Raw genomic sequence first — 23,095 nt, forward strand, 5'->3', positions numbered from 1 at the left:
CTGCACTAAATGGGTGTTGATGAGCGCACTAATAAGGAGGCATTTAGTACAGTATTTAAATGGCAATTTGAGTGGAAATCTTTTATGATGCCTAAAAGGCTATTAAATACCGTTGCCGCTTGTCTGTCATATTTTATGAGATACATTGTTACCACTCAACTTCATTTTCAGAAAGACAATCTTCTAAGGGAGTATTTTTCCCTTGAACGTTTTTATTCATGCTCTTGATTACATTTGAAATATTATATAATATATGAATATAGCAAAGGAGCGGAAACAATGCATATATATGCGTTATTTTCTATCCGGCAATTGTTGTTTTTATCAAATTGTTTTTATAATAAGGAGACATGAAATGTCACTGAAAAAGTCTTATTCCAAAGACAAGAAAACTTGTAACGTAACTTTTTCTGTTTCTCAGGAAGCAGCACACGGCGCAGAAAAAGTTTCAATCGCAGGAGACTTTAACAGCTGGAGCAGCACAGAAACTCCGTTGAAAAAAGGCAAAGACGGTTCTTTCTCTGTAAAAATTCCTCTTGAAGCCGGAAAAGAATATCAGTTCCGCTATCTTCTTGACGGAAAGCACTGGGAAAATGACTGGGCGGCGGACAAGTACATTCCTGCTCCATTCTCACACACAGATAATTCTGTTGTAATCTGCTAAGCTAGCTTAAAATCTTTTACTTTATACAAGCTGTCCAAGTGAAGAAAACTTCAAAGGGCAGCTTTTTTTTTATAAAATCTGCAAAAACACGCAAAAAAGTGGAAATTCCAGAACAACTCATTATAATGTATAAAAGGAGATGCGCATGGACTTAAAAGGAATCTATACAGCAGACACCCGCCGCTATGATGACTCCCAAGCTTTATACAATAGATGCGGAAAAAGCGGAATTCTCTTGCCCAAAGTAAGCCTAGGATTTTGGCACAACTTCGGCGGAAACGACTCTTATGAACGCAGCCGGAAAATCACACACTTTGCGTTTGACCACGGAATAAATCATTTTGACCTTGCAAACAACTACGGTCCTCCTTATGGCAGCGCAGAAGAAACAATGGGCAGTCTCATAAAAGACGACTTTCGACCTTACCGCGATGAACTTTTTATTTCAACAAAAGCCGGCTATGATATGTGGGAGGGGCCTTACGGAAACTGGGGTTCGCGCAAGTATCTTACAGCAAGCCTTGACCAAAGCTTAAAGCGCATGAATCTTGAATATGTAGACTTATTCTACAGCCACCGCTACGATCCGGACACACCTTTGGAAGAAACTTTGCAGGCAATGGCGGATATTGTAAAGCAAGGAAAAGCCCTTTATCTGGGTTTAAGCCGCTGGCCGCTTGAAGCATTGAAATTCGCCGACAAATATCTTCGCGAACGGGATGTTCCGCTTCTTATTTATCAGGGCAGACTGAATCTTCTTGACCGCTCTCCGAAAGAGGAAGGCATTCTTGACTACTGCGCCGAGCATGGAATTGGATTCATTTCATTTTCTCCACTGGCGCAAGGCTTGCTTACAGACCGCTACCTTAACGGAATTCCTTCTGACAGCAGAATGGCAAAGGAACATTTTCTAAAAAGCAAGGACTTGACTCCAGAACTTCTGAAAAAACTAAAGGCATGGAATGAGCAGGCAGGCAAACGCAATGAAACTCTTGCAGAAATGGCTTTGTCCTGGATTCTTAGCCAGAAAGGTGTAACAAGCGTGCTGGTTGGTGCAAGTTCCACAGAGCAACTTGAAAAAAACATGAAATGTGTTCACGCCGAACCGTTCAGCAGTGAAATGTAAAACCCAAAATTAAGCCTAGGAGGATTTTATGAACATTAAGAAATTTTCATTTGCATTTTTGCCGGTACTAATCCTTGCTCTTGTATCTTGCATGAACATGAACAGCTCAAACGGAAAAGAAGGCGCAATACGAATAACAGTTCCGGGAGAGGAGCGCGGGCTTTACACTTTTAACAAGAGCAACGCCAGTTCTTACAAAGTAAGCATAATCCTTGACAAAGAAGTTATCGACTCGCAGACCACGGAACTGGGGGGGGGTAATTACATTTGATGAGCTTGAGCCTGCCACATACACAGTAAAAGCCGAAGCGTTTGATTCAGACGGAATACGCATAGGAAGCGGAAGCATAGAAGTAAAGGTCGTAGCCGGCGAAACCGCAGAAAAAACAATTTTAATGATACTAGCTAGCAATAGAGATGTAATTAATTATCAAAAATATTATTTATGGAATGTTTATAATTCTAAATATTATTATGATGAGTTTAACTCTATAACAAGTGATTTAACTATAAATAATATTGATTCCGTTAGCTCAAACAAACCTGGCAATTCGACTATTCTAGGATTTGCAGAATCTTTTTATGCATATTATATCTACTATATAGAAAACGCTGATAGTCAATTTAATAGAACAAATTTTATTTACTATAAAGGGAAAGGCTCAGGACCTTATGACATTAAATTTACTAGCACATCCGTAAAAGACCCTTTGTATTTTGATGATAGCACAGATTGTCTATGGATAGGCGGATATGATTCTTCCAGTGGCGAACTAAAACTTTTACAAATAACAGAACCTTCAACAAACTTTATTTCCACAATTTCATCAGCGACTTCATTATATTCCACAAATTTTTCTGTTTCCAGGGCAAGTTACACGGCTTTTGCAATTCAGGGCAGCGATATTTACATTGCATACACGAACAGCGGCACATCGTACCTTCAGCGTGGAACAATCACGGGCAGCAATGATTCAGGCTTTTCAATCACAGCAAAAGGAACGGCGCAGTCCACAGAGCAAATGGGCGTTGCAGGCACAATCAACGACATAGCTATTTTGTATGACGGTTATGTTTATGTGCTGATTTCAGATATAGAAAAACTCACTGGTCATACAATAAATGATGGCGATACTGTAAAAAGCCGTGGAGCAATTTTAAAGATTTTAGGCACAGATTCAGGGTTTGAAGTAGAAGACATCTTGGGCTGGACAAATTCCGCAAGAACAATCAGCTCAAAACTGAATAACGACAGCAATAATCTCTACAATAATACAAATGCAATCTATCAAATAAACTCAATAAAGGCATATATTCCAAAACTTTCAGAAAGTTCAAAGAAATTTTATGGCGCAGAACGTTTCGTTGCGATAAAACCAAAAGAACTTGCAATTGCGGACTGCGGTGCAAACATAATACTTCCAGACTACAAAAACAAAAAGAACGGAAATATGTTCCAGCATGACAGAGTTGTTACAGTAAATCTTTACGACTTTGCAATAACCAATGTTACAGAACTAAACAACCTAGACTTCAAAAGACTTTATATAAGCGGAAATATTTCTTCTATAGATGGCTTTTCTTCATCCTATTCTTCAGATGAAGAATAGAAAACATTTTACTACGATGATTATAAGCACAGGGCAGCCCTACTGTTATGTGCTTGTAACACCCCCCCTTGCAAAGACTATTTTGACAAGCAAAACATTGCAGTAAACTCGGTCAGGAATCTGTTAAAAATTTTCAATAGATTATCAACCGAGTTTCTTTCAGAAACATCGCAGGGTCAAGCCCGATAATGACATAAAATCATAAAACTCGAAGTTTGGGCTATTTATGCAAAATCTTATACATTGGGGATTGGCCGGGGCAAAGCTCTAGTATGTTTTTTTCGCAAGCAAGGACTTCTGAAGGCTCGTGGGTTACATGCAGGAGCGTTGTTGTTCCTGTTTCCGCAACGGTTTCAAGAAGGTCTAGGATTTTTCCGCGGTAGTTTTCGTCAAGTCCGTGGCAAGGCTCATCCAAAATAAGAACACGAGGCGACTTTACTGCGGCTCTAAGAATCAGAATTGCGCGCTGCTCTCCGTAGCTTAAAGAGCCAAACGATTCCTTTTCGCGACCGGAAAATCCTGCAAGTTTAAGCCAAGCATTTGCCATTGCAAGTTCAAAATCCGTGGCAGGCTCGTAAAGTCCAATGCTGTCTTTGAATCCGCTTACAATCACACTCTGCAAATCAGTTCCACCAACCATTCTGTATTCCACATGAAGCCTGTAGCTTACAATTCCAAGATGTTTTTTTATGTCCCAAATTGATTCGCCTGAACCGCGCCGGCTTCCAAATAAGTAGACTTTTTCGCGGAACACTTGCATATTGTCGCCCGTTATAAGTTCCATGATTGTGGTTTTTCCAGAGCCGTTTGGTCCTCTTACAAGAAAATGCTCACCTTTTTTAACCTCCCAGTTTAAGTTTACAAGAACCTTGTGGTCGTCCCAGCCAACATTCACATCCTCGAATTTTATGAGACTTTCCGGCACTTCGGAAAATTCCTCTGTTTCCAAGGCGGCGTTGCTTTCACTGCGGATTCTTTTTAGCTCGCAAAGAAATTCCTGCCTTTCTTTTTCACGGACTGATTTTTTTTCTGCGTTTCTAGCTTCAAGGAGATTTTCGTATTCAGAACGGCTTGCGCAGAAGGAAATTTTTTTATCTGAAAACTCAAGCACGCGGTTTATTTTTTCAGGAATTTCAGTAAACCGCTCCATACACAAAATTATGCGCGGAAAATCTGTTCCGGAATTTTCAGTCTGCCGCTTTAAAATCATGTTGAAAAATTCCATTAGAATTGAACGTGATTCGGCATCAAGCCCCGCAAAAGGATCGCTCAAGACAAGCAGTTTGGCTCCAGACAAAAGTGAACGGCACAAAAGCGTGCGCCTTATTTCCCCGGTAGACATAAAGCGAAGTCCGCGGTCAAGAATTTTTTCCACGCCGCAAAGTTTTACCTGCGGAAATGTTTCAAGCTTATATGCGTCCTTTGCAAGAGGCTCTGATTTATTTTTTGCACCGCCAATCACTTCGTAAATATATTCACGGCCGGTTCTTCCTATGTCTATTTTGTCCAAGTATTCGCTTTCGTCCCTCTCTCGTTCTTCTTCTATTAACTTTGCGGCTTCTTCAAGTGAAACTACAGCCGTGCTTTTTGCAAATTCAGAATAGAACGAGCCTCCCTGTTCCGGATAGAATTCCAAAGAGCCATACAACGCTTTTATAAAGTCAGCCTTTCCGCCGCCGTTAGGACCTGTAACAAGCCAGGCTTCGCCCTCTTTCATTGTCCAGTCAATCCGCGGAATTAAAACAGAGCCGCCTTTTCTTACCTGGCATTTATCAATGCGAATCAAATCTTTTTCCATAAGTATTCTCCAAATTTATAAACTATGCCTGCGAATGCAATATTTCATTTACTGCAATGCGGATTTTTCTTGCGCTTTCACTTCCTGTAATTTTTGCCTTTTGAATAAAACCTATGTCATAAAATCCCAGCGCGTTTCCTGCGTTATGCGACACAAAGCCTTCTTTGTACGGTCCGTTTTCAAGGACAATCTTCGGAACAAGTCCTATTCCAAGTCCAAGAGCGGCAAGAGCCATTACAGCTTCGTTTCCTTCTGTTTCCGCGGCAACCTCCGGATGAACATTTCGGCTTTTTATCCAGGAATCGAATCTTTTGCGAGCAAGTCCGGCTTTGGGCAAAATCAAAGGCACTGTGGAAACTATGTCCTGCGGACTTCCCTGCACGTCAACATAAGGACCGTTCAAAGCGGCGGCAAACACAAGAGGACTTCGGCACACGGAAATGCAGTCAAAAAAAGCAGACCGTTCATCTGGAATCGCCGCAACCGCAAGTTCAGCCCTACCTTCCCTTACCGCGCTCACAGCCCCGGCAGGATCTCCTGTTTCCACGGAAAGATGAACCGCCGGATACTTTGCAGAAAGCTTCTTTATGAACGGAGGCATTATCGTGTAGCACGCTGTAACGCTAGCATAAACATGAAGAGTTCCACAAACACTGTCCTTTATCTGCGAAAATTCATTTACAAGATTCTCTTTTTCTTCCACACACTTTGAAGCAAATCCAAGAAATTTCCTACCTTTTTCTGTAAGAAATATATCCTTGCTTCTTCTGTCAAAAAGCTCCGCGCCTGTCTCTTCTTCCAGCCTTGAAATAAGCCGGCTTAATGCGGAAGGACTTAAATTGATTTCATTTGCGGCACGAGCAAAATGCAGATTCTTCGCCACGGAAACAAAAGCCTTAAGCTCAAAAAAATCCATGCATTTACTATAAAAATTTTTCGTTTTTTAGTCGATAATCAAGAAGATAAATTTACACTTTTAACACTTGGGGGACTTATGAAAAAAACCGCTTTTTTCGCTATTGCTGTACTTTCAGCATTTTCTGCTTTTGCCGACAATTTTTCAACTGGATTCACTCCAGCCGGAAATGTTTCTTCCTACACAAAGACAAATTATTCTGTAACTTCTAAGTTCGGTGAATATTTCCGCTCTGTTTCAGAAAAAGAAATTCACAAATTCAGTAAAGGACTTGAAACAGAATTTTCACTTTTGAACGCAAAAGACGAGCTTATAACAAAAACTACATACGTTTACGATGCAAAAAAACTTGAAGGCTTTACCTATTCAGACATTGCCTCTTCAGCCGAACTTAAGACTGAATACGAATACGGCGTTGACTCAAAAATCAAGTCGTACACAGTTACAGAAAGTGACTCAGGCAACCTTAGCTCAAAGACAATTTATAAATATGAAGGCAAAAAAGTTACACAAAGCAACTACGACAAAGACGGAAAACTCTATATGCGCATAATCCAGACTTTGGATGACGACGGAATTCCTGTTCAGGAAACCGAATACAACGGAGACGGAACATTCAGCCTTTCAAGAAGCTATTCATTTACAGAATCAAAAAAAATCTCCGCAATAGAAACTTTTGACGAGGAAGGAAACTGCACAAACAAAGTTGCTTTCCGCTATGACGCAAACGACTTCCTTACAGAAATTCAGGTTTACGAAAACGGAAAAATCAAAGAACGCCGCATTTACAAGAATGACGCATTGGGAAATCCTGTAAGAATAAGCTACTACGATGTCGCAGAAAAATTCGGAACAACGGTAAACGAGCTTTCCCGCATAGAAGACTTTTCTTATACTTACTAAAACTGATTTCATTCCAGGTCTAAAATTATGTCATGCTCCGGCTTGCCCGGAGTATCTTAATTCCTTTTCCTATTTCCCAGGGCAAACGCATGTAAAAACACTTTCTGATAAAATTACAGAAAGTGTGAAATTTTAAAGGAGCCTTAAAACCGTTTGGCGGAACTGGCGGTTTTCCCGAAACCAGATCGTGCGCTTGCTTAAACTGTCCTGTTTTTTATTCTCCGGTTTTTCTGCTTGGCGTAAGATATTTAATGCAAGCCGGCGCATAACTGTCATGTTTTCCGGACTATGATCCTTTCGGTGCCTTTTGTAGTCCTCATTGAAAGTCATATCAAGACACCAGTGAAGGCGGTTTTCAATTCCCCAGTGTAGTCGAATTGATTTTTTCACAAGTTCAATGTTATCAAGTGAAGTTAGAAAAAACCTGATGTCTGTGGAAGTTTTTCCATTTACAGTCCGTTCTTCCCGTGCCATGGCAACAGCCTTAAGTCCCGGCCACTCATCTTTATTCTCCAGCCACGACAGGTTCGTGCACAGGTAATACTGCCTGTTTTCAATTCGTCCATGGTCAGGATTACATTCCTTTTCGCTTTTTATAACTCCGTATTTTGCAAGCTCCTTTTCATCCATAGAGAAAAAGTCTTTTACGGCTTCGTGTGTCGTGCTTTGATTTCCTTTCAAAGAAAGAACATAGTCTGCTTTTTTTTCCTTAATTTTCTCGCAGATTTTTTTCTGGCAGCCCATTGCATCGATTGTGATTATCATTCCCCTTATATCAATCAGTTCCAGAAGCTCAGGAATTGCAGTGATTTCATTTGACTTTTCATCTGTCTTTACCTGCCCAAGAATGAGGGACAGTTCATCTGCCCATGCACTTACAATGTGAATTCCCTTTGCTCCCGTGACCTTGTTTGAGCCGCACATCGTCTTTCCGTCGATGGCAACAATTGTTCTGTCCGGTTCAATTTTTACTTTCTCGTAAATTCCATGAGCCCACTTTATAAAAACTTTCTCGATTTTATCTGCGTTCACATTTCTGAAAACCCGGAGAATTGTGTCGGCACTTGGCGGACCGAACTCAAACTTCACCAGCCCCTTGATGGACTCTTCCGCTTCCTCCGCCCATTCAGCTATGTGCTCAATGTCCTTGATGCCGCTTAGCAGCCCGAACAAAACCAGCAGGAAAATATCAGCCAGTTCAAACTTCCTGCACCTTTTTACTCTAAAATCGTCTATTTCTTCCAGACTTTCTCTTAAAAGCATAATTCCACCCAAGGGGAATTTTACCATTTTGTGCATTTTTTAAATAGTAGTTTAGAGATTTAAAACAAAAAATTTTTACATGCGTTTGCCCTGTCCTATTTCCAAATAGCCATAGACTTTTGAAGCAACCTCAGTTATTATTGTATTCTATGAATAAGCATTTTTTGGCGCATTTGGAACAGATTGAGTCTTCTATAAAAAACTTTCTTCCGCTTGAAGCAAACAGCGAATGGAAAAAATTTTCATTTGGAAACGAAAACATAGACTCCAAGCACATTTTTCCGCTTATAGAAACAACTCGCTCTTTGGTGGATTTGGGCGGAAAAAGATGGCGGCCGTTACTTTTGGTTTTATGCGCGCGTGCTTGTGCCAAAGATAAAGAAAAATCGCAGGAAGCAGCATATTTGCTCGCTCCTCTTGTTGAATTTGTGCATACTGCAAGCCTTATCCATGACGATATTGAAGACAGTTCTCCTGTCCGCCGCGGAAAACCAGCCGCATACATAACTTATGGAATCGACACTGCAATAAACGCAGGCTCATGGCTATATTTTGAAGCTCCGCTCTGCATAGAGAAATTAAATTGCTCTATAGAGCTTAAAAATAGGCTTTACAGCAACTATCTTATGGAGCTTAGACGGCTTCATTTAGGGCAGGCAATGGACATAGCTTGGCACAGGGACAATACAAAAGTTCCTTCCGTACAGGAATATCTTAAAATGGTAAAAGGCAAAACCGGAACATTGGCTTCTCTTGCCGCAAAGACAGGAACTCTTGCTTCCAACGCAGACGAAGAAACTGTAAAAAAAGCCGGAATTATAGCTTCTGAAATTGGAGCCGGATTCCAGATTATTGACGATGTTATAAATCTTACAACAGGAAATCCCGGAAAAAAGCGTGGCGACGACATCGTTGAGGGCAAAAAATCGCTTCCAGTCCTTACATTTTTTGAGCAGAACAAGAAAAATCCGCAAAAAACTCAGGAGCTTAGCCAGTGCTTTATTCAGGCTTCAAAAGAAGGAATTGAAAGTCCGGCTGTGGAAAAAGCAATCACCCTTATGGAGCAAAATTCTTCTATTGAAATAGCAAAGAAAAAAGGAATCGAGCTTATTTTTAACGGCGGAAACTCTTTTATTAAGCTTTTCGGAAAAGACAACGAGGATGCGATTCTTATAAAAGAGCTTTTTATTTCGATGATTCCAAAAGAACTTATGGGAGCAGAAAACAAAGATGCTTGAAAACAGCGAAAAACTAAATAATCAGGCAGTTCATCTTGCCTCAAAAGGTGAATACGAGGATGCTATTGCCTGCTTAAAGCGCGCAATAACTGTAGAAAATTCAAATTATCTTTTATGGTTCAATCTGGGACTTACTTACCATGACGCAGGAAACATTTCACTTGCAAAAGCCGCAATGGAACACGCTTATAGAATAAATCCCTACGACGAAGACACATTGGACAGCCTTGCTTCATTTTGTGTTTCTGCAAAGACATTCGATGAGGCAATTTTGTACTGCGCAAAAGGCCTTGAGCTAAATCCAGTGAATCCTCATTACTGGAACACAAGCGGAGTCATAAGATTTCAGCAGGGAGATTATTTGGAAGCCGCAGAATTTTTTGAGCATGCGGTTTCGCTTAGTCCGCATTATTACGATGCCCTGTTCAACCTGCGCGACACTTACCAAGAACTGAACAACCAAGCCGGCGTCCAGGAATGCAATAGGATGCTTGAATCAATAAAAAAAGCTGAATAAAATCCGTCAAGAAGGAAAACATGACCGAAAAAGCTCTTATAATGTCGATAACTGAAAACAAAATTCTTGCCGCAAGATTTGAAAAAGAAGAATGCACAAGCTGCTCAGCCGGATGTGCCAAACGAAACCATGCATTTGAAATTGCAAATCCGCAGAACATGAAAATTTCAAGCGGCTCTATTGTAATCATCGGAGCGAACAAAAAAGTGCAGGCAGCTCAGGGAATCGTTTCGCTTTTTATTCCGTTTTTATGCGCAATCGCAGGATATTTTTCAGCCTCGCCTATAATGAGTTTTTTTGGCAAATCGATTTCAAACGACGGAAAAGCTGTGTTTGTGCTTTTATTTCTTCTTTTGTCTTCCACATTAGTTTTTGCAGTTACACGGAAAGTTCCAATCCCCGGCAAGCCTGAAATAATCGAAGTTCTGTAAACACAAAATGTCCAAAGCCGTTCTTTTACTTTTGCTCCTTGCATTTTCCTCCTGTTCCTTAAAATACGATGAAAATCCCAGCGGAACAGATTCTTCCCCGGAACTTGAATTTAAAGACGCCGACTATAAAAAATACGAAGATAACAAACTTTCAACACAAATTCAGGCGCAGACTCTTGAGCAGTACAAGGACAGTTCAACTTATGCAAAAAATGCAAGATTTAAAACTTGGAATTCAGGCGGCGACCTTTTAACTGAAGGATATTGCGCTTTGCTTGGAATCAACAGCGACACAAAAATCTACACGCTGTTCAACGAAATTTTCATAGACAGCATAGAGCAGAATTTCAAGATAAACGCGGAAAGCCTAAAATGGAATTCAGAAACAAAGCAGATGGTTTCCACAAAAGACGGAAATGTAAAGCTCACCAGAAGCGACATTGAAATTCAGGGAAGCGGATTTTCTGCGAGCGGCGCGTCAAAAAGCTTTGAGTTTACAAATCCTGTAACAGGAACAATTACAACTGACGACAATGAATCAAACGGAGAAGATTTCAGTGAAGAGTAAAAAATTTATTTTGTTCTATATAATATTGCTGATTTTTTCTATTACGGCAAACACGGAGCAGATAACGTTCAGTGCGGATTCAATGACAGGAAAAGCCGGAAGCAAAAACAGCACAACAATTCTAAAAGGCAACGCAAAAGTAAAAACTGAAAGCATGGAAATTTCTGCGGAAACAATAGAACTTTCCGGAAAAAATTTCAGGCGGATAACAGCAAGCGGAAATGTTATAGGTAAAAACACAGAAAGCAAAATGGATTTTACCTGCGAAAGAATGAAATACGACAGGCAGACAAAAATCGCGGTTCTGGAGCAAAATGTTGAGCTTTCGGACATAGAAAACGGAGTAAACGCAAAAGCTGAGCTTATTGAATACGACCAAAAAAAAGAAACCGCCATCATGCAGATTCAAGTGAATTTGACGCAAAAGAAAAATGTCTGCACTTCCGCCTATGCAATCTACAGCAAAAACGAGCAGACTTTGGAGATGAGCGGAAATCCGAAGATTGTGCAGAACGGAGACACTTTCCGCGCGCAGGTAATTCTTCTTGATATGGAAACTCAGGAAATAACGCTCACAGGAAGAGTAAAAGGCTCTGTTTCCACTGCGGAATCAAGCAAGCCGGAGCAAAAAAATTCCGCCGAGCCAAAAACAGAAAGCAGCGAAAACGAGGAAGAAAAAGAAGAAATCCCGGAGGAGCAAAATGGAATCCCAGAATAAAGATAAAAACACGCTAAGAGTTTCTTCATTATACAAATCATTCGGAAAAAAAAGCGTTGTAAAGGGCGTTGATTTTTCAATGCAGACCGGGGAAGTTCTTGGACTTTTGGGACCAAACGGAGCTGGAAAAACCACAACTTTTTATATGATTGTCGGATTTTACAAGCCAACGGCAGGCGATGTTTTTCTTGATGAAGAATGCATAACGCAACTTCCGATGTACAAGAGGGCAAGAGCAGGAATTTCGTACCTTCCGCAGGAACCTTCAGTTTTTAGAAAACTTACAGTTGAAGAAAATATCTGGGCAATTCTTGAAACACGCAAGGATTTAACTCGAATCGAAAAAAAGCGGGAACTTGACCAGCTTATTGAAGAATTCAATATCGGGCGCATAAGAAAACAGCAGGCATACACTTTGTCTGGCGGAGAACGACGCAGAACTGAAATAGCGCGCTCGCTTGCAATAGAACCGAAGTTTCTGCTTTTAGACGAGCCTTTTGCCGGAATAGACCCGATTGCAGTTGCGGATATAAAAGGAATCATAAGGCTGCTTGCAAAAAGAGGAATCGGCGTTCTTATAACAGACCACAATGTGCGCGACACTTTGGAAATAACCGACCGCGCCATAATAATTTCCACAGGAACAATTCTGGTTTCGGGCGGAAAGGAAGAAATCTTAAAATCGCAGGAAGCCCGAGAAATCTACCTTGGAAAAGACTTTTCAATGTAAAAAAAGAGCCTAGATAATCTCCGGCACCACTGCAAGCTGAATACCGTTGCTGCGTTCCCGCTCTGGCGGGGTTTTCCAGCTGCAATGTGCAGAGCATCTAGGCTCAAAATCGGAAAGAGGGGGATTCGAACCCCCGGTAACATTTCTGCTACGCACCCCTTCCAAGGGTGTACCTTAAACCACTCGGACATCTTTCCTAAATGTCAACAAAAAAAGGATTCATTCTTGCTGAATCCTTATAAACTGAAATCTAAATATAATTGAGACTGACACGATTCGAACGTGCGACCCCCACCTCCGCAGGGTGGTGCTCTAATCCAGCTGAGCTACAATCTCATAAACAGACCTTTTCTCTGCTGCTAAATCAAGTAAAACCTGTTTAGTAGCGGAGGCGACAGGAGTCGAACCTGCCCGGCCCTTTAGGGAACCGACGGTTTAGCAAACCGTTGTATTAACCGCTCTACAACGCCTCCAATTCCCTAAAACTCTGTTTAGGACGGAGCGAGAGGGATTCGAACCCCCGGTACCTTTCGGCACGCCTGTTTTCAAGACAGGTACTTTCGACCACTCAGACATCGCTCCATGAATGTGGAAATATACTAGCAAAATTCACATCATAATGTCAATAGGATTAATGCAGAAATTCAGGGCAAACGCATGTAAAAACACTTTCTGATAAAATTACAGAAAGTGTGAAATTTTAAAGGAGCCTTAAAACCGTTTGGCGGAACTGGCGGTTTTCCCGAAACCAGATCGTGCGCTTGCTTAAACTGTCCTGTTTTTTATTCTCCGGTTTTTCTGCTTGGCGTAAGATATTTAATGCAAGCCGGCGCATAACTGTCATTGTTTTCCGGACTATGATCCTTTCGGTGTCCTTTTGTAGTCCTCATTGAAAGTCATATCAAGACACCAGTGAAGGCGGTTTTCAATTCCCCAGTGTAGTCGAATTGATTTTTTCACAAGTTCAATGTTATCAAGTGAAGTTAGAAAAAACCTGATGTCTGTGGAAGTTTTTCCTATTTACAGTCCGTTCTTCCCGTGCCATGGCAACAGCCTTAAGTCCCGGCCACTCATCTTTATTCTCCAGCCACGACAGGTTCGTGCACAGGTAATACTGCCTGTTTTCAATTCGTCCATGGTCAGGATTACATTCCTTTTCGCTTTTTATAACTCCGTATTTTGCAAGCTCCTTTTCATCCATAGAGAAAAAGTCTTTTACGGCTTCGTGTGTCGTGCTTTGATTTCCTTTCAAAGAAAGAACATAGTCTGCTTTTTTTTCCTTAATTTTCTCGCAGATTTTTTTCTGGCAGCCCATTGCATCGATTGTGATTATCATTCCCCTTATATCAATCAGTTCCAGAAGCTCAGGAATTGCAGTGATTTCATTTGACTTTTCATCTGTCTTTACCTGCCCAAGAATGAGGGACAGTTCATCTGCCCATGCACTTACAATGTGAATTCCCTTTGCTCCCGTGACCTTGTTTGAGCCGCACATCGTCTTTCCGTCGATGGCAACAATTGTTCTGTCCGGTTCAATTTTTACTTTCTCGTAAATTCCATGAGCCCACTTTATAAAAACTTTCTCGATTTTATCTGCGTTCACATTTCTGAAAACCCGGAGAATTGTGTCGGCACTTGGCGGACCGAACTCAAACTTCACCAGCCCCTTGATGGACTCTTCCGCTTCCTCCGCCCATTCAGCTATGTGCTCAATGTCCTTGATGCCGCTTAGCAGCCCGAACAAAACCAGCAGGAAAATATCAGCCAGTTCAAACTTCCTGCACCTTTTTACTCTAAAATCGTCTATTTCTTCCAGACTTTCTCTTAAAAGCATAATTCCACCCAAGGGGAATTTTACCATTTTGTGCATTTTTTAAATAGTAGTTTAGAGATTTAAACAAAAAATTTTTACATGCGTTTGCCCTGTGCAGAAATTTAACTTTTAAAATGAAGTTTTCAGTTTATAGCCAGAGTTTCAAGAGCAGTCAAAAGGCTTACATTTTCTATTGGAACTTCGATCGGAACTTTTAAAACACAAGGCGTGTAATTCACAATTCCCTTTATTCCGCAGTCAATAAGCAAATCAGTAAGCGGCTGGGCTTCATCTGAATCAACGGTAAGAATCGCATAGGAAATTTCTTCTTCATGGATAATTTTTTTCATCAAAGTCGTGGGATGAAGCGGAAACGATGAACTTAGAACTTCAGTTTTATTCACGCTTGAGTCAAATCCGGCTACGATTTTAAATGGCGAATCATAAAGCTCCGAAGTGTCCAGCAGTGCCTGCCCCATTCTTCCAAGACCAACAATGCAGCACCGCAAGCTTTCTTTTTTTTCACCGAACATTTTTTCAAGATGAGACTTTAGCTCTTCAACCTTGTAGCCGTTCGTTGCGCCGCAGTTCAATTTTAAAGCCGAAATATCACGACGGACAACTGCAGAAGTCCAGCCGGTAAGCTCCTGAATTTTTTGCGAAGTTATGTTTTTTTCTTTATATCCTGAAAGCAGCCGCTCCAAAAGAACAAGCCTGCGTTTCGTTGGCAAAGGAATGTCTTTCATTTTTAAAATATTTTATCAATTTAATACATTTTTTGTAAATATTCGAATATATATTTTTGGAGGAAATTATGAGGAAAATTAATTTCAACAAGCAATTTAAATTTTATGCTGTTTTGTGGATTTTATTTCTGCCGTTTTTTGCCTGCTGTGATTCCGGCAAGTCTGAGGTAAAAATTGCAAACTGGAATGTCCAGACTTTTTTTGATGCGAACAATGACGGAACAGAATATTCTGAATTCGCCAAAAGCAAAACCTGGGGAGAGGAAATGTACAAGGAGCGGCTCAAGCGGCTTTGTTCCGTTATAAAAAAACTTGACGCTGATATTTTTATAATGGAAGAACTTGAAAATTCAAATGTTCTTTTTGACATAAGCAATTTTCTTGCAGGCGAATGGAATCCGCGGAAAATCTACAGATATGCTTGCTTTTCAAAAAACGAAGGCGGCGCAATTGGGTGCGGAGTTCTTTCAAGAATTCCATTGCAAAAAATGAATTTGCATTCGCTCGACATAAGAACTGAAAATGAAAAAATGCCTCGAACAAGACCTTTGTCAAAAATTGAAATAAAATTAAAAGAAAAAACTTTGAGCATTTTTGTAAACCACTGGAAAAGCAAAAGCGGAGGAGAAGAAAAAACTGAAAAGTGGCGAAACCGTGAAGAATGCGTTCTTTCATTTTTTATGAGCCATGCATTAAATGAAGGCAAAGCTGTTTTCGCAGTTGGAGATTTCAACCGGGACATAAATGATTTTTGCGTAAAGAAAAACGGAAATGTACTGCTTAGAGCCTGGCACGGAAAGCTTCTTGGCGATGAAGGACTTTTGGTAAAATCAACTTGGTTTGATGAAAATGAAAACTTAATAGAGCCTGGAAGCTATTATTTCAGAGAAGAATGGTCGCGCATAGACAATATTTTTTATTCAGGGAAAATAGAAGTTGAAGATTTTTTTCCTGCGACAGAAGGATTTTGGTGCAACGAAAATTCAATTCCGTACAAATATTCACTTTGGAACGGAAGAGGATACAGCGACCATCTTCCGCTTGTATGCAAAGTACGGCTTTTAAATTAAACTTCCGAAGTTTTCTTTACAAGTTTTTCATGCATAATAAAAAGAAGCGCAAGGGCAAGTAAAAGACAAAAAGGATACAAAGCAATTGTAGTTTTTGATGCAATCATTCCAAACAACGGCGGCATTAAAGTTGTGCCGGTATAAGCACTTGCCATCTGAATTCCAATTATTGCCTGAGACTTGTCTGCTCCAAAATGCGCTGGAGTGGAATGTATTATGCATGGATAAATCGGCGCGCATCCAAGTCCGATTGTTACAAGTCCTCCAATTGTGGAAATTTGTCCAAAAGGCAAAATTACTGCGACAACTCCTGCAAGCGCAAAAATTTGTCCAAGCCGAATCATTTGAGTGTCATTCATTTTCATTGTTAAAAATCCGCTGATGGCGCGTCCTGCTGTAATTCCAATGTAGAACATTCCTGCAAAAAAAGCGGCTTTTTCAGGAGAAACATTTTCATAAAGCGCAAGATAGCTTCCTGCCCAAAGTCCAGTTGTCTGTTCAAGCGTGCTGTAGCAAAAAAATGCAATCATAACTTCCTTTGCGCCTGGAATTAAAAAAATCTGACGCAAGGAAAGTGGCCTTTCATTTTTTTCAGATTCATGCAAATCAGATTGGGCTTTATTTTTTTTCCAAAGCGGAACTGAAGCAACAAGAATCACCGTAAGCGCAGTCTGAAAAATCGCAATATATCTGTAGCCATAATTCCATCCGTGCTGACCAGCCAACGCAAATCCCATTATAGAAGGACCAATCGCAGTTCCTACTCCCCACATACAATGAAGCCAGCTCATGTGTCGGCTTTTGTAATTAAGGGCGACATAATTATTAAGTGCCGCATCCACACTTCCGGCTCCAAGTCCATAAGGAATAGACCAAATACAAAGCATCCAAAATGAAGTGCTTATTGAAAATCCAAAAAGCGCAAGAGCTGTTGTAGCCACACTTATCACCATGACTTTTCCAACACCGGCTTTTTTTGTAAACCAGTCGCTCATAAGGCTTGAAAAAACAGTTCCTGAGGCAATAATCATCGCAATAATTCCAGCAAAAGAAATGTCAACGCCAAAATCCTTGTACATAGAAGGCCATGCAGAACCAAGCAATGGGTCAGGAAGCCCAAGACTTATAAAAGCCACATAAATCACAGCAAGAAGAAGCGATGCCATACAAACCTCACTTAATTGCAATTTTTAGAGAATTATAATACACAAAAATATTTTTTTCTTTAACGATTTTCCGCATCGATATAACAATCTTCCATAAAAAATATTTGACAGCAGCTTTCCTTATAATTAAAATTATAACGTTATGAATGTAATTGTAATCCAGCCGCCTTTAGTTCAGCTTAATTCCCCATACCCATCTGGAGCATATTTAAAATCTTTTTTCAATAAAAACGGACACAATGCCGTATGGCACGATTTAAGTGTGCAGCTCGTACATTCAATTTTTTCAAAAAACGGACTGAAAAAACTTTTTGAACTTTCAAAAGAAAATGCAATGAAGATTGCTTCCACCGCAGAAAAAAACGGAGAGTTCGCAACTGCAAAAAATTTAAGACGATATATTTTTCAAAGCGATTTATGGATTGAATGGATTGAGTTTATAATGTCAACTTTATGCGGAAAACAAAATCCAAGCGCACACGAACTTTGCCACAGATTTATTTTAAGTCCATACACTCCGCGCGGAAACCGCATGGAAAACTACATAGAAAATCTTGACAGAGAGCCAACTATAAACGACACAAGAAATATTGCAAGCCTTGCCCTTGAAGATTTGGCTGACTACATTTCAGTTGCGTTCGATAAAAGCTTTTCACTCGTGCGCTACGCAGAAAGCATTGCTGTAAACGAAACTTCTCTTAGTCAAATTGAAGAAAAACTTAACTCACCGATTTTGACAACTTTTTACACGGAAGTTCTGGAAGCCGCGTTTTCAAAAACATCTATTACTGAAAATAAAAAAACGCTTGTATGCATTTCTGTGCCGTTCGCGGGAACTTTTACTTCAGCTCTTTTCACGGCAAAATATCTGCGGAAAAAATATGGCGAAAAAATTTTTATTTGTTTTGGCGGCGGGTTTATAAACACAGAGCTTAGAGAATTCAACGATAGTTCATTTTTTAAATACGCAGATGCAATAAGCTACGACAGAGGCTACGGTTCATACAAAAATTTCTTTGATGTATTTCCAGACGGAAAAATTTCAGAAGAAAAGCATATTTACAAAATGCGTCTGTTTACAAAAGAAAAAGTCATAGAGCCATTGCTGTCATCTTTGAAATACGAAAAATTTGAAAACGAGCAGACATCGTTAATTGTTCCTGATTATTCAGAAACGGATTTTTCTATTTATCCGCGTGTTGCCGATGATGAAAATCCAATGCAGCGTTTGTGGTCGGACGGAGCCTGGATGAAAGCTTATCTTGCACACGGATGCTACTGGCACAAATGCGCGTTCTGCGATGTAAGCCTTGACTATGTTGCATCCTACAGGCTTGTTCAAATTGAAAATCTTTTTCACGGATTAAAATCACAATCAGAAAAAAATGGAATACACGGAATTCATTTTGTTGACGAAGCAATGCCTCCAGCCGCAATGTTAAAATTTTCCAAGTTAAATTTAAAGCATTCCGCATCTTTTTCATTTTGGGGAAACGTAAGATTTGAAAAAATTTATTCCCGTGACATAGCAGAATTCTTATCATCCGGCGGACTTATTGGAGTTTCCGGCGGAATTGAAATTGCAACAGGAACAGGCTTAGACAGTATAAGCAAGGGAACAGATTTGGATTCAATTGTAAGTGCGTGCTGTGCATTCAAGGAAGCAGGCATTTTAATTCACGCATACATGATTTACGGCTACTTTGGAGAAACTGAGCAAGACACAATAAATTCCATGGAAACTTTACGGCAGCTTTATGCGGCAGGACTTCTTGACTCATGCTTCTGGCACAAATTTGTCTTAACAAGACATTCAAGAATTTATTCGGAATGGAAAGAAGGACTTCACAAAAACTTAAATCCATTCGCTCCCAAAAATTCTGGAGTATTTGCAAAAAATGGACTGCACTTTAAAGATGAAGAAAAATCCGCAAAATTCGGAAACGGACTTTATGCTGCACTTCAAAGCTGGATGCACAGAGAAAATTTAAATGTTCCTGTTGAAAAATGGTTTGAATTTAAAGTTCCTCGTCCAAATGTTCCAAAAGACTTAATTTCAAAATCAATTGAAAAATATGAAGAACGCCGCAACAAAGAATGGAATTTTCCGTTAAATGTAAAAAAACTTTTTTGGCTTGCAGGAAATGCCATTTTCTGTGAAAACAAGTTTTTGTGGAACTATATGCATGAAGATTTTAAAATCCCTGTAAATATTTCATCACAGGAAAAAGAAGAATTTTTTCATGCGCTTTATTGCCTTTCACCTAAAAGTTTTGACAGTTCATTCATGGAAAATCTTATTCAGAAAAATCCGAAAGTAAAAAAAATCCTTCGCGCGCTAAGAGGCAAAGGACTTGTAATGCTTTAGAAAAATAAATAAGCAGTGCAAATTAATTTTCCAGTTTTTGTCTGTAGGCTTCATAAAGAAGAACTCCGGCCGCAACAGAAACATTCAGGCTGTCAATTTTTCCGCAAGTTGGAATGGAAACAATTTCGTCACACTGTTCCTGCAAAAGCCGGGCAATTCCGCTACCTTCGCTTCCCATTATGATACAAGTTTTTTTTGGAAATTTTATTTTTGAAAGAGTTGTTCCACCTGCATCTGCTCCGTAAATCCAAAATCCGGCTGACTTTAAAATCTGAACTGCACGGACAAGATTTGGAACTTTTGCAACATCAACCCAAGAAGAAGCTCCCGCGCTCGCACGTGCAATTATTTCGTTATTGTTTATGTCCGCACTTCGATGATCTGGAACAACCATAAGGCTTGCACCGAACTGATCACATGAACGCAAAATCGCGCCGACATTATGCGGATCGGTAACACTATCAAGAACAATAACAACAGCATTTTCCGGACAGCAAGTAATCCACTGCTCAAGCTGAATTTGATTTTTTGAATTTTCTTTTTCGCCTTCAACTAAAAGAATAATTCCGCGGTGATCACGAGCAGTTTCTGGAAGTGAAGAAACCATTGAGTCAAGTTCTTTTTCATTCACAAGTGAAACTTCAAAATTTGAATCCTTTGCAAGTGAAATTATTTTTTTGATTCTTGGTCCTGGCTTTGAATAAAAAATTTTCAAGCTGATTTCTTTAGGTTTAGAAACTGAATACAGCTTGACTTTTTCTTCTACAGCATGAAAGCCTGTATAAATATTTTTTGACATATAGATTTTTATTTTTCAAAAGAAAATTCTGACTAATACCGCTTTGCAAATATGGGTTGACCAAAAAGTATTTTTTTGTCATTTTCGGACTTGAGCCGAAAATCTAAATGTATAATATATATAGATTGTTAACCGAGTTTCTTTCAGAAACATCGCAGTATCAAGTACGACAATGACATTTTGAACTTTTTGGACAGTTCCATATTATTTTTTATCTGCAATTAATTATTGTACAAAATTGCTGCGTCAATTCTTGCCGCAGCAATTTTTATATTTTTTTCCGCTTCCACAAGGGCATGGTTCATTGCGGCCGATTTTTCTGCCTTCTCTTACAACTGTTGTCGGACGCATCATGCCTTCACTGTAAAGCCATTCGCCGTTTACTTTTTTAAAACCTCCGATTTCGTGATGAATGTCGTGCATTCCTTTTGAAGTATATTCAGCCTCAAATTCAACAATACCCTCGTCATCGTTTTCTGTTCCTTTTTCTGTGCGAAGAATTTTCAAGCCATGCCAAGTGCTATTGTTGCTCCAGTCTTCAGTTGCCTTGCGGTCAATTTCTGCAATTTTTTCACCTTTCTCGCAGCTGTTGATAATGAAATCAATTTCATGCTTTACATAAGCCGTATAGCGCGCCCTCATAAGAGCTTCAGCGGTTTTTGCTTTTTCTGTGCCCTTAATAATTTTTTCGCAACATTCAGCATAATCTTTTCCTGAACCGCATGGACACAAATTTTTTTTATCACTCATAGTTTCTCCAATAAAATTCTGTTTGTAAATATTTTTTTATTCTACCAATTTATCCAACTTGTTGCAAACTCTATTTCAGTTGTCGCGGTAGTCGGTTACGCGTTTTGTTTTCTTTTCGCTGCGTGGAAGAGTACCGACCGGAACAATTGTAATCTTTGGAGTTACACCGATTTTCGACTTGAACATTTCACCGATTTTTTTTGCGGTTTCTTCAAAATTCACTCTGCCCTCGGCTTCCGCAGTAAGAATCATAATGTCCTTGTTGATTTCATCATCGTGCGCAATCGCAATTGAATATTCGCTCGAAACTCCGTCAACATTTTGCAGCAACTCTTCAACTTGGCTTGGGAATATATTTACGCCGTGAACTTTAAACATATCATCGCTTCTTCCCTTTATCATGTCGATTCGCGGATAGCATCTTCCGCAGCTGCATTTTTCAGGAATGATTCTTGAAATGTCGTGTGTTCTGAATCTTAAAAGCGGTGCACCTTCCTTTACGAGAGTTGTAATTACGATTTCGCCTTCTTCTCCGTCCGGCAAAGTTTTTCCGGTTTTTGGATCGATTATTTCTATATAAATGTAGTCATCCCAATAATGAATACCGCTTTCTTTTTCGCAGTTAATTCCGATTCCCGGTCCGTAAATTTCTGTAAGTCCATAAATATCGTAAAGCTCAACACCAAGCTCATCTTTGATATATTTGCGCATTTTTTCAGACCAGCGTTCAGAACCGAACACGCCCTTTTTCAAATAAATTTTATCTTTCAGTCCGCGCTTGTTGATTTCTTCCGCAAGCAAAAGCGCATAAGATGAAGTCGCAGTTAAAACAGTGGATTTTAAATCCTGCATCATCTGAATCTGTTTTTCCGTATTGCCCGGTCCCATCGGAATTGCCATTGCGCCAAGTTTTTCACATCCAGCCTGAAATCCGATTCCCGCTGTCCAAAGTCCGTAGCCAGCCGTAATTTGAATTCTGTCATTTTTTGTGATTCCGGCAACTTCATAGCATCTCGCGAACATAGCAGCCCAATCGTCAACATCTTTTGCAGTATACGGAATTATAACCGGTTTTCCTGTTGTTCCTGACGATGAATGGATTCTAACAATTTCTTCATCCGGCACAGCCTGAATTCCAAGCGGATATGCATTGCGCAAATCATCCTTACTGGAAAACGGAAGAGCTTCAAATTCTTCCTGACTTGAAACGCCGGTAATTTTTTTCTCTTTCAAAATTTTTCCGTAGTAACTGTCGCCTGCAACAAGACGCTTAATCTGCCTGTCAACTTGAGCAAGCTGCTTTTCATTTAATTTCATATTTTTCCTCCAAAGCCTTTTTCCAGTGCTTTTATATTAATGTCAACCAACGCAGGTTTTACCGTTGTTCTTAAGGCTTCCTTTATTTTTTCTATGCTGATTCCGTTTATTCCGCGTGAAGCCGCCGCACCCAAAAGAATTGTGTTTACAACTTTTGAAGTGCCAAGCTCGCAGCAAATCTTTTCTGAATCAACAACGCAAACCGAACCGCAGTTTTTATTCAGGAATTCCAAAAGCGAATTTTCATCAGCTGAATTTTCCTTTCCGGCACAAACTGAAGACAACGTAACTTTTTTATTAACAACAATTGTTCCGCCGCGTTTTAAATACTGAATGTTTCTTACAGCTTCTGTCATTTCAAAAGAAATAATCATGTCCGCCTGGCCGAGCGTAATGAGAGGCGACCAGCAGTTCTCGCCGATTCTGACGTGGCTTACGACTGAACCGCCGCGCTGAGCCATTCCGATTGTTTCCGCAGAATGAACCGTAAGTCCGCAAAGAAGAGCTGCCTGATCTAAAAGTTTAGCGGCAAGAACAGTTCCCTGTCCGCCGATTCCGCATATCAAAATATTCACACTCATTTT

24 protein-coding genes, 4 tRNA genes and 1 other RNA gene are annotated in these 23,095 nt (G+C 40.0%); 13 read left to right on the forward strand and 16 right to left on the reverse strand.

The window, feature by feature from the left end:
* The first annotated feature begins 355 nt into the window (after positions 1-355).
* From TRESU_RS12130 to TRESU_RS12145, 4 genes are all read left to right on the forward strand, one after another.
* On the forward strand, positions 356-664 hold the full coding sequence (locus tag TRESU_RS12130; protein ID WP_013702492.1) for an isoamylase early set domain-containing protein: 309 nt from the start codon (positions 356-358) through the stop codon (positions 662-664).
* A gap of 145 nt (positions 665-809) precedes the next feature.
* A complete protein-coding gene (locus TRESU_RS12135; RefSeq protein WP_013702493.1) occupies positions 810-1,790 on the forward strand; it encodes an aldo/keto reductase in 981 nt (326 codons plus the stop codon).
* Positions 1,791-1,818: 28 nt separating this feature from the next.
* Positions 1,819-2,061, forward strand: a complete 243-nt coding sequence (locus TRESU_RS12140; RefSeq protein WP_013702494.1) for a hypothetical protein — start codon at positions 1,819-1,821, stop codon at positions 2,059-2,061.
* Positions 2,003-3,400, forward strand: coding sequence for a hypothetical protein (locus tag TRESU_RS12145; RefSeq protein ID WP_013702495.1), 1,398 nt, complete (start codon positions 2,003-2,005; stop codon positions 3,398-3,400). Before TRESU_RS12140 ends, TRESU_RS12145 begins: the two co-directional genes overlap by 59 nt.
* 220 nt (positions 3,401-3,620) lie before the next feature.
* On the opposite strand, the gene TRESU_RS12150 is transcribed toward TRESU_RS12145, so the two are convergent.
* Both TRESU_RS12150 and TRESU_RS12155 read right to left on the reverse strand, forming a co-directional pair.
* A complete protein-coding gene (locus TRESU_RS12150; protein ID WP_013702496.1) occupies positions 3,621-5,198 on the reverse strand; it encodes an ATP-binding cassette domain-containing protein in 1,578 nt (525 codons plus the stop codon).
* 22 nt (positions 5,199-5,220) lie between these two features.
* On the reverse strand, positions 5,221-6,114 hold the full coding sequence (locus TRESU_RS12155) for a LysR substrate-binding domain-containing protein (protein ID WP_013702497.1): 894 nt from the start codon (positions 6,112-6,114) through the stop codon (positions 5,221-5,223).
* Between the two features lie 78 nt (positions 6,115-6,192).
* On the opposite strand from TRESU_RS12155, the gene TRESU_RS12160 reads away from it, so the two are divergent.
* On the forward strand, positions 6,193-7,017 hold the full coding sequence (locus TRESU_RS12160) for a hypothetical protein (protein WP_013702498.1): 825 nt from the start codon (positions 6,193-6,195) through the stop codon (positions 7,015-7,017).
* 132 nt (positions 7,018-7,149) lie between these two features.
* On the opposite strand, the gene TRESU_RS12165 is transcribed toward TRESU_RS12160, so the two are convergent.
* Positions 7,150-8,307: an ISAs1 family transposase gene (locus TRESU_RS12165; RefSeq protein WP_245535656.1), complete on the reverse strand. Its 1,158-nt coding sequence runs from the start codon at positions 8,305-8,307 to the stop codon at positions 7,150-7,152.
* Positions 8,308-8,429: 122 nt separating this feature from the next.
* On the opposite strand from TRESU_RS12165, the gene TRESU_RS12170 reads away from it, so the two are divergent.
* The 6 genes from TRESU_RS12170 to lptB are packed head-to-tail and all read left to right on the forward strand — an operon-like array spanning position 8,430 to position 12,482.
* Complete coding sequence (locus TRESU_RS12170; RefSeq protein WP_013702499.1) at positions 8,430-9,518, forward strand: polyprenyl synthetase family protein; 1,089 nt, start codon at positions 8,430-8,432, stop codon at positions 9,516-9,518.
* Positions 9,511-10,035, forward strand: coding sequence for a tetratricopeptide repeat protein (locus tag TRESU_RS12175; protein ID WP_013702500.1), 525 nt, complete (start codon positions 9,511-9,513; stop codon positions 10,033-10,035). The genes TRESU_RS12170 and TRESU_RS12175 overlap by 8 nt, the downstream gene beginning before the upstream one ends.
* A gap of 20 nt (positions 10,036-10,055) precedes the next feature.
* Positions 10,056-10,466, forward strand: a complete 411-nt coding sequence (locus TRESU_RS12180) for a SoxR reducing system RseC family protein (protein ID WP_013702501.1) — start codon at positions 10,056-10,058, stop codon at positions 10,464-10,466.
* A 7-nt stretch (positions 10,467-10,473) separates the two neighbouring features.
* Positions 10,474-11,034, forward strand: coding sequence for an LPS export ABC transporter periplasmic protein LptC (lptC, locus tag TRESU_RS12185; RefSeq protein WP_013702502.1), 561 nt, complete (start codon positions 10,474-10,476; stop codon positions 11,032-11,034).
* On the forward strand, positions 11,024-11,752 hold the full coding sequence (locus TRESU_RS12190; RefSeq protein ID WP_013702503.1) for an LptA/OstA family protein: 729 nt from the start codon (positions 11,024-11,026) through the stop codon (positions 11,750-11,752). The genes lptC and TRESU_RS12190 overlap by 11 nt, the downstream gene beginning before the upstream one ends.
* On the forward strand, positions 11,736-12,482 hold the full coding sequence (gene lptB / locus TRESU_RS12195) for an LPS export ABC transporter ATP-binding protein (RefSeq protein ID WP_013702504.1): 747 nt from the start codon (positions 11,736-11,738) through the stop codon (positions 12,480-12,482). The genes TRESU_RS12190 and lptB overlap by 17 nt, the downstream gene beginning before the upstream one ends.
* Before the next feature lie 4 nt (positions 12,483-12,486).
* On the opposite strand, the gene ffs is transcribed toward lptB, so the two are convergent.
* From ffs to TRESU_RS12225, 8 genes are all read right to left on the reverse strand, one after another.
* An RNA gene (gene ffs, locus TRESU_RS13915) (signal recognition particle sRNA small type) lies at positions 12,487-12,585 on the reverse strand.
* 7 nt (positions 12,586-12,592) lie between these two features.
* Positions 12,593-12,679: transfer RNA gene (locus tag TRESU_RS12200), tRNA-Ser, on the reverse strand.
* A gap of 64 nt (positions 12,680-12,743) precedes the next feature.
* A tRNA-Arg gene (locus TRESU_RS12205) sits at positions 12,744-12,818 on the reverse strand.
* Positions 12,819-12,868: 50 nt separating this feature from the next.
* Positions 12,869-12,955, reverse strand: a tRNA-Ser gene (locus TRESU_RS12210).
* A 24-nt stretch (positions 12,956-12,979) separates the two neighbouring features.
* A tRNA-Ser gene (locus TRESU_RS12215) sits at positions 12,980-13,064 on the reverse strand.
* Between the two features lie 118 nt (positions 13,065-13,182).
* On the reverse strand, positions 13,183-13,326 hold the full coding sequence (locus TRESU_RS15685; protein WP_245535659.1) for a hypothetical protein: 144 nt from the start codon (positions 13,324-13,326) through the stop codon (positions 13,183-13,185).
* A gap of 129 nt (positions 13,327-13,455) precedes the next feature.
* The gene (locus TRESU_RS12220) at positions 13,456-14,343 is read right to left on the reverse strand and encodes an ISAs1 family transposase (protein WP_245535678.1); all 888 of its coding nucleotides are present in this window, start codon (positions 14,341-14,343) and stop codon (positions 13,456-13,458) included.
* Between the two features lie 95 nt (positions 14,344-14,438).
* Entirely contained in the window at positions 14,439-15,041 is a 603-nt protein-coding gene (locus TRESU_RS12225; protein WP_013702505.1) for a redox-sensing transcriptional repressor Rex, read from the reverse strand.
* Positions 15,042-15,109: 68 nt separating this feature from the next.
* On the opposite strand from TRESU_RS12225, the gene TRESU_RS12230 reads away from it, so the two are divergent.
* On the forward strand, positions 15,110-16,111 hold the full coding sequence (locus TRESU_RS12230) for an endonuclease/exonuclease/phosphatase family protein (protein WP_013702506.1): 1,002 nt from the start codon (positions 15,110-15,112) through the stop codon (positions 16,109-16,111).
* Here TRESU_RS12230 and TRESU_RS12235 read toward each other — a convergent pair.
* Complete coding sequence (locus TRESU_RS12235; RefSeq protein WP_013702507.1) at positions 16,108-17,277, reverse strand: MFS transporter; 1,170 nt, start codon at positions 17,275-17,277, stop codon at positions 16,108-16,110. The genes TRESU_RS12230 and TRESU_RS12235 overlap by 4 nt on opposite strands.
* Before the next feature lie 142 nt (positions 17,278-17,419).
* On the opposite strand from TRESU_RS12235, the gene TRESU_RS12240 reads away from it, so the two are divergent.
* Positions 17,420-19,645 (forward strand): B12-binding domain-containing radical SAM protein, encoded by a 2,226-nt coding sequence (locus TRESU_RS12240; protein ID WP_013702508.1) that lies wholly within the window; start codon positions 17,420-17,422, stop codon positions 19,643-19,645.
* 22 nt (positions 19,646-19,667) lie between these two features.
* Here TRESU_RS12240 and rlmB read toward each other — a convergent pair whose 3' ends face one another.
* From rlmB to TRESU_RS12260, 4 genes are all read right to left on the reverse strand, one after another.
* A complete protein-coding gene (gene rlmB, locus TRESU_RS12245) occupies positions 19,668-20,444 on the reverse strand; it encodes a 23S rRNA (guanosine(2251)-2'-O)-methyltransferase RlmB (protein WP_013702509.1) in 777 nt (258 codons plus the stop codon).
* A 246-nt stretch (positions 20,445-20,690) separates the two neighbouring features.
* Entirely contained in the window at positions 20,691-21,194 is a 504-nt protein-coding gene (locus tag TRESU_RS12250; protein ID WP_013702510.1) for a YchJ family protein, read from the reverse strand.
* A gap of 75 nt (positions 21,195-21,269) precedes the next feature.
* Entirely contained in the window at positions 21,270-22,511 is a 1,242-nt protein-coding gene (locus tag TRESU_RS12255; RefSeq protein ID WP_013702511.1) for a phenylacetate--CoA ligase family protein, read from the reverse strand.
* Positions 22,508-23,092, reverse strand: coding sequence for an indolepyruvate oxidoreductase subunit beta (locus TRESU_RS12260; RefSeq protein WP_013702512.1), 585 nt, complete (start codon positions 23,090-23,092; stop codon positions 22,508-22,510). Before TRESU_RS12260 ends, TRESU_RS12255 begins: the two co-directional genes overlap by 4 nt.
* Positions 23,093-23,095 lie beyond the last annotated feature (3 nt).

The sequence above is a fragment of the Treponema succinifaciens DSM 2489 genome (genome assembly GCF_000195275.1).
Taxonomy (GTDB): domain Bacteria; phylum Spirochaetota; class Spirochaetia; order Treponematales; family Treponemataceae; genus Treponema_D; species Treponema_D succinifaciens.

What these genes read in the sequence shown, in the direction of transcription:
- rlmB (WP_013702509.1), bottom strand. Translation starts at nt 20,444, where the DNA reads ATGTCAAAAAATATTTATACAGGCTTTCATGCTGTAGAAGAAAAAGTC.
- TRESU_RS12260 (WP_013702512.1), bottom strand. Translation starts at nt 23,092, where the DNA reads ATGAGTGTGAATATTTTGATATGCGGAATCGGCGGACAGGGAACTGTT.
- TRESU_RS12250 (WP_013702510.1), bottom strand. Translation starts at nt 21,194, where the DNA reads ATGAGTGATAAAAAAAATTTGTGTCCATGCGGTTCAGGAAAAGATTAT.
- TRESU_RS12160 (WP_013702498.1), top strand. Translation starts at nt 6,193, where the DNA reads ATGAAAAAAACCGCTTTTTTCGCTATTGCTGTACTTTCAGCATTTTCT.
- TRESU_RS12130 (WP_013702492.1), top strand. Translation starts at nt 356, where the DNA reads ATGTCACTGAAAAAGTCTTATTCCAAAGACAAGAAAACTTGTAACGTA.
- TRESU_RS15685 (WP_245535659.1), bottom strand. Translation starts at nt 13,326, where the DNA reads ATGACAGTTATGCGCCGGCTTGCATTAAATATCTTACGCCAAGCAGAA.
- TRESU_RS12140 (WP_013702494.1), top strand. Translation starts at nt 1,819, where the DNA reads ATGAACATTAAGAAATTTTCATTTGCATTTTTGCCGGTACTAATCCTT.
- TRESU_RS12135 (WP_013702493.1), top strand. Translation starts at nt 810, where the DNA reads ATGGACTTAAAAGGAATCTATACAGCAGACACCCGCCGCTATGATGAC.
- TRESU_RS12255 (WP_013702511.1), bottom strand. Translation starts at nt 22,511, where the DNA reads ATGAAATTAAATGAAAAGCAGCTTGCTCAAGTTGACAGGCAGATTAAG.
- TRESU_RS12150 (WP_013702496.1), bottom strand. Translation starts at nt 5,198, where the DNA reads ATGGAAAAAGATTTGATTCGCATTGATAAATGCCAGGTAAGAAAAGGC.
- TRESU_RS12230 (WP_013702506.1), top strand. Translation starts at nt 15,110, where the DNA reads ATGAGGAAAATTAATTTCAACAAGCAATTTAAATTTTATGCTGTTTTG.
- TRESU_RS12165 (WP_245535656.1), bottom strand. Translation starts at nt 8,307, where the DNA reads ATGGTAAAATTCCCCTTGGGTGGAATTATGCTTTTAAGAGAAAGTCTG.
- TRESU_RS12170 (WP_013702499.1), top strand. Translation starts at nt 8,430, where the DNA reads ATGAATAAGCATTTTTTGGCGCATTTGGAACAGATTGAGTCTTCTATA.
- TRESU_RS12155 (WP_013702497.1), bottom strand. Translation starts at nt 6,114, where the DNA reads ATGGATTTTTTTGAGCTTAAGGCTTTTGTTTCCGTGGCGAAGAATCTG.
- TRESU_RS12180 (WP_013702501.1), top strand. Translation starts at nt 10,056, where the DNA reads ATGACCGAAAAAGCTCTTATAATGTCGATAACTGAAAACAAAATTCTT.
- TRESU_RS12225 (WP_013702505.1), bottom strand. Translation starts at nt 15,041, where the DNA reads ATGAAAGACATTCCTTTGCCAACGAAACGCAGGCTTGTTCTTTTGGAG.
- lptB (WP_013702504.1), top strand. Translation starts at nt 11,736, where the DNA reads ATGGAATCCCAGAATAAAGATAAAAACACGCTAAGAGTTTCTTCATTA.
- TRESU_RS12240 (WP_013702508.1), top strand. Translation starts at nt 17,420, where the DNA reads ATGAATGTAATTGTAATCCAGCCGCCTTTAGTTCAGCTTAATTCCCCA.
- TRESU_RS12175 (WP_013702500.1), top strand. Translation starts at nt 9,511, where the DNA reads ATGCTTGAAAACAGCGAAAAACTAAATAATCAGGCAGTTCATCTTGCC.
- lptC (WP_013702502.1), top strand. Translation starts at nt 10,474, where the DNA reads ATGTCCAAAGCCGTTCTTTTACTTTTGCTCCTTGCATTTTCCTCCTGT.
- TRESU_RS12235 (WP_013702507.1), bottom strand. Translation starts at nt 17,277, where the DNA reads ATGGCATCGCTTCTTCTTGCTGTGATTTATGTGGCTTTTATAAGTCTT.
- TRESU_RS12220 (WP_245535678.1), bottom strand. Translation starts at nt 14,343, where the DNA reads ATGGTAAAATTCCCCTTGGGTGGAATTATGCTTTTAAGAGAAAGTCTG.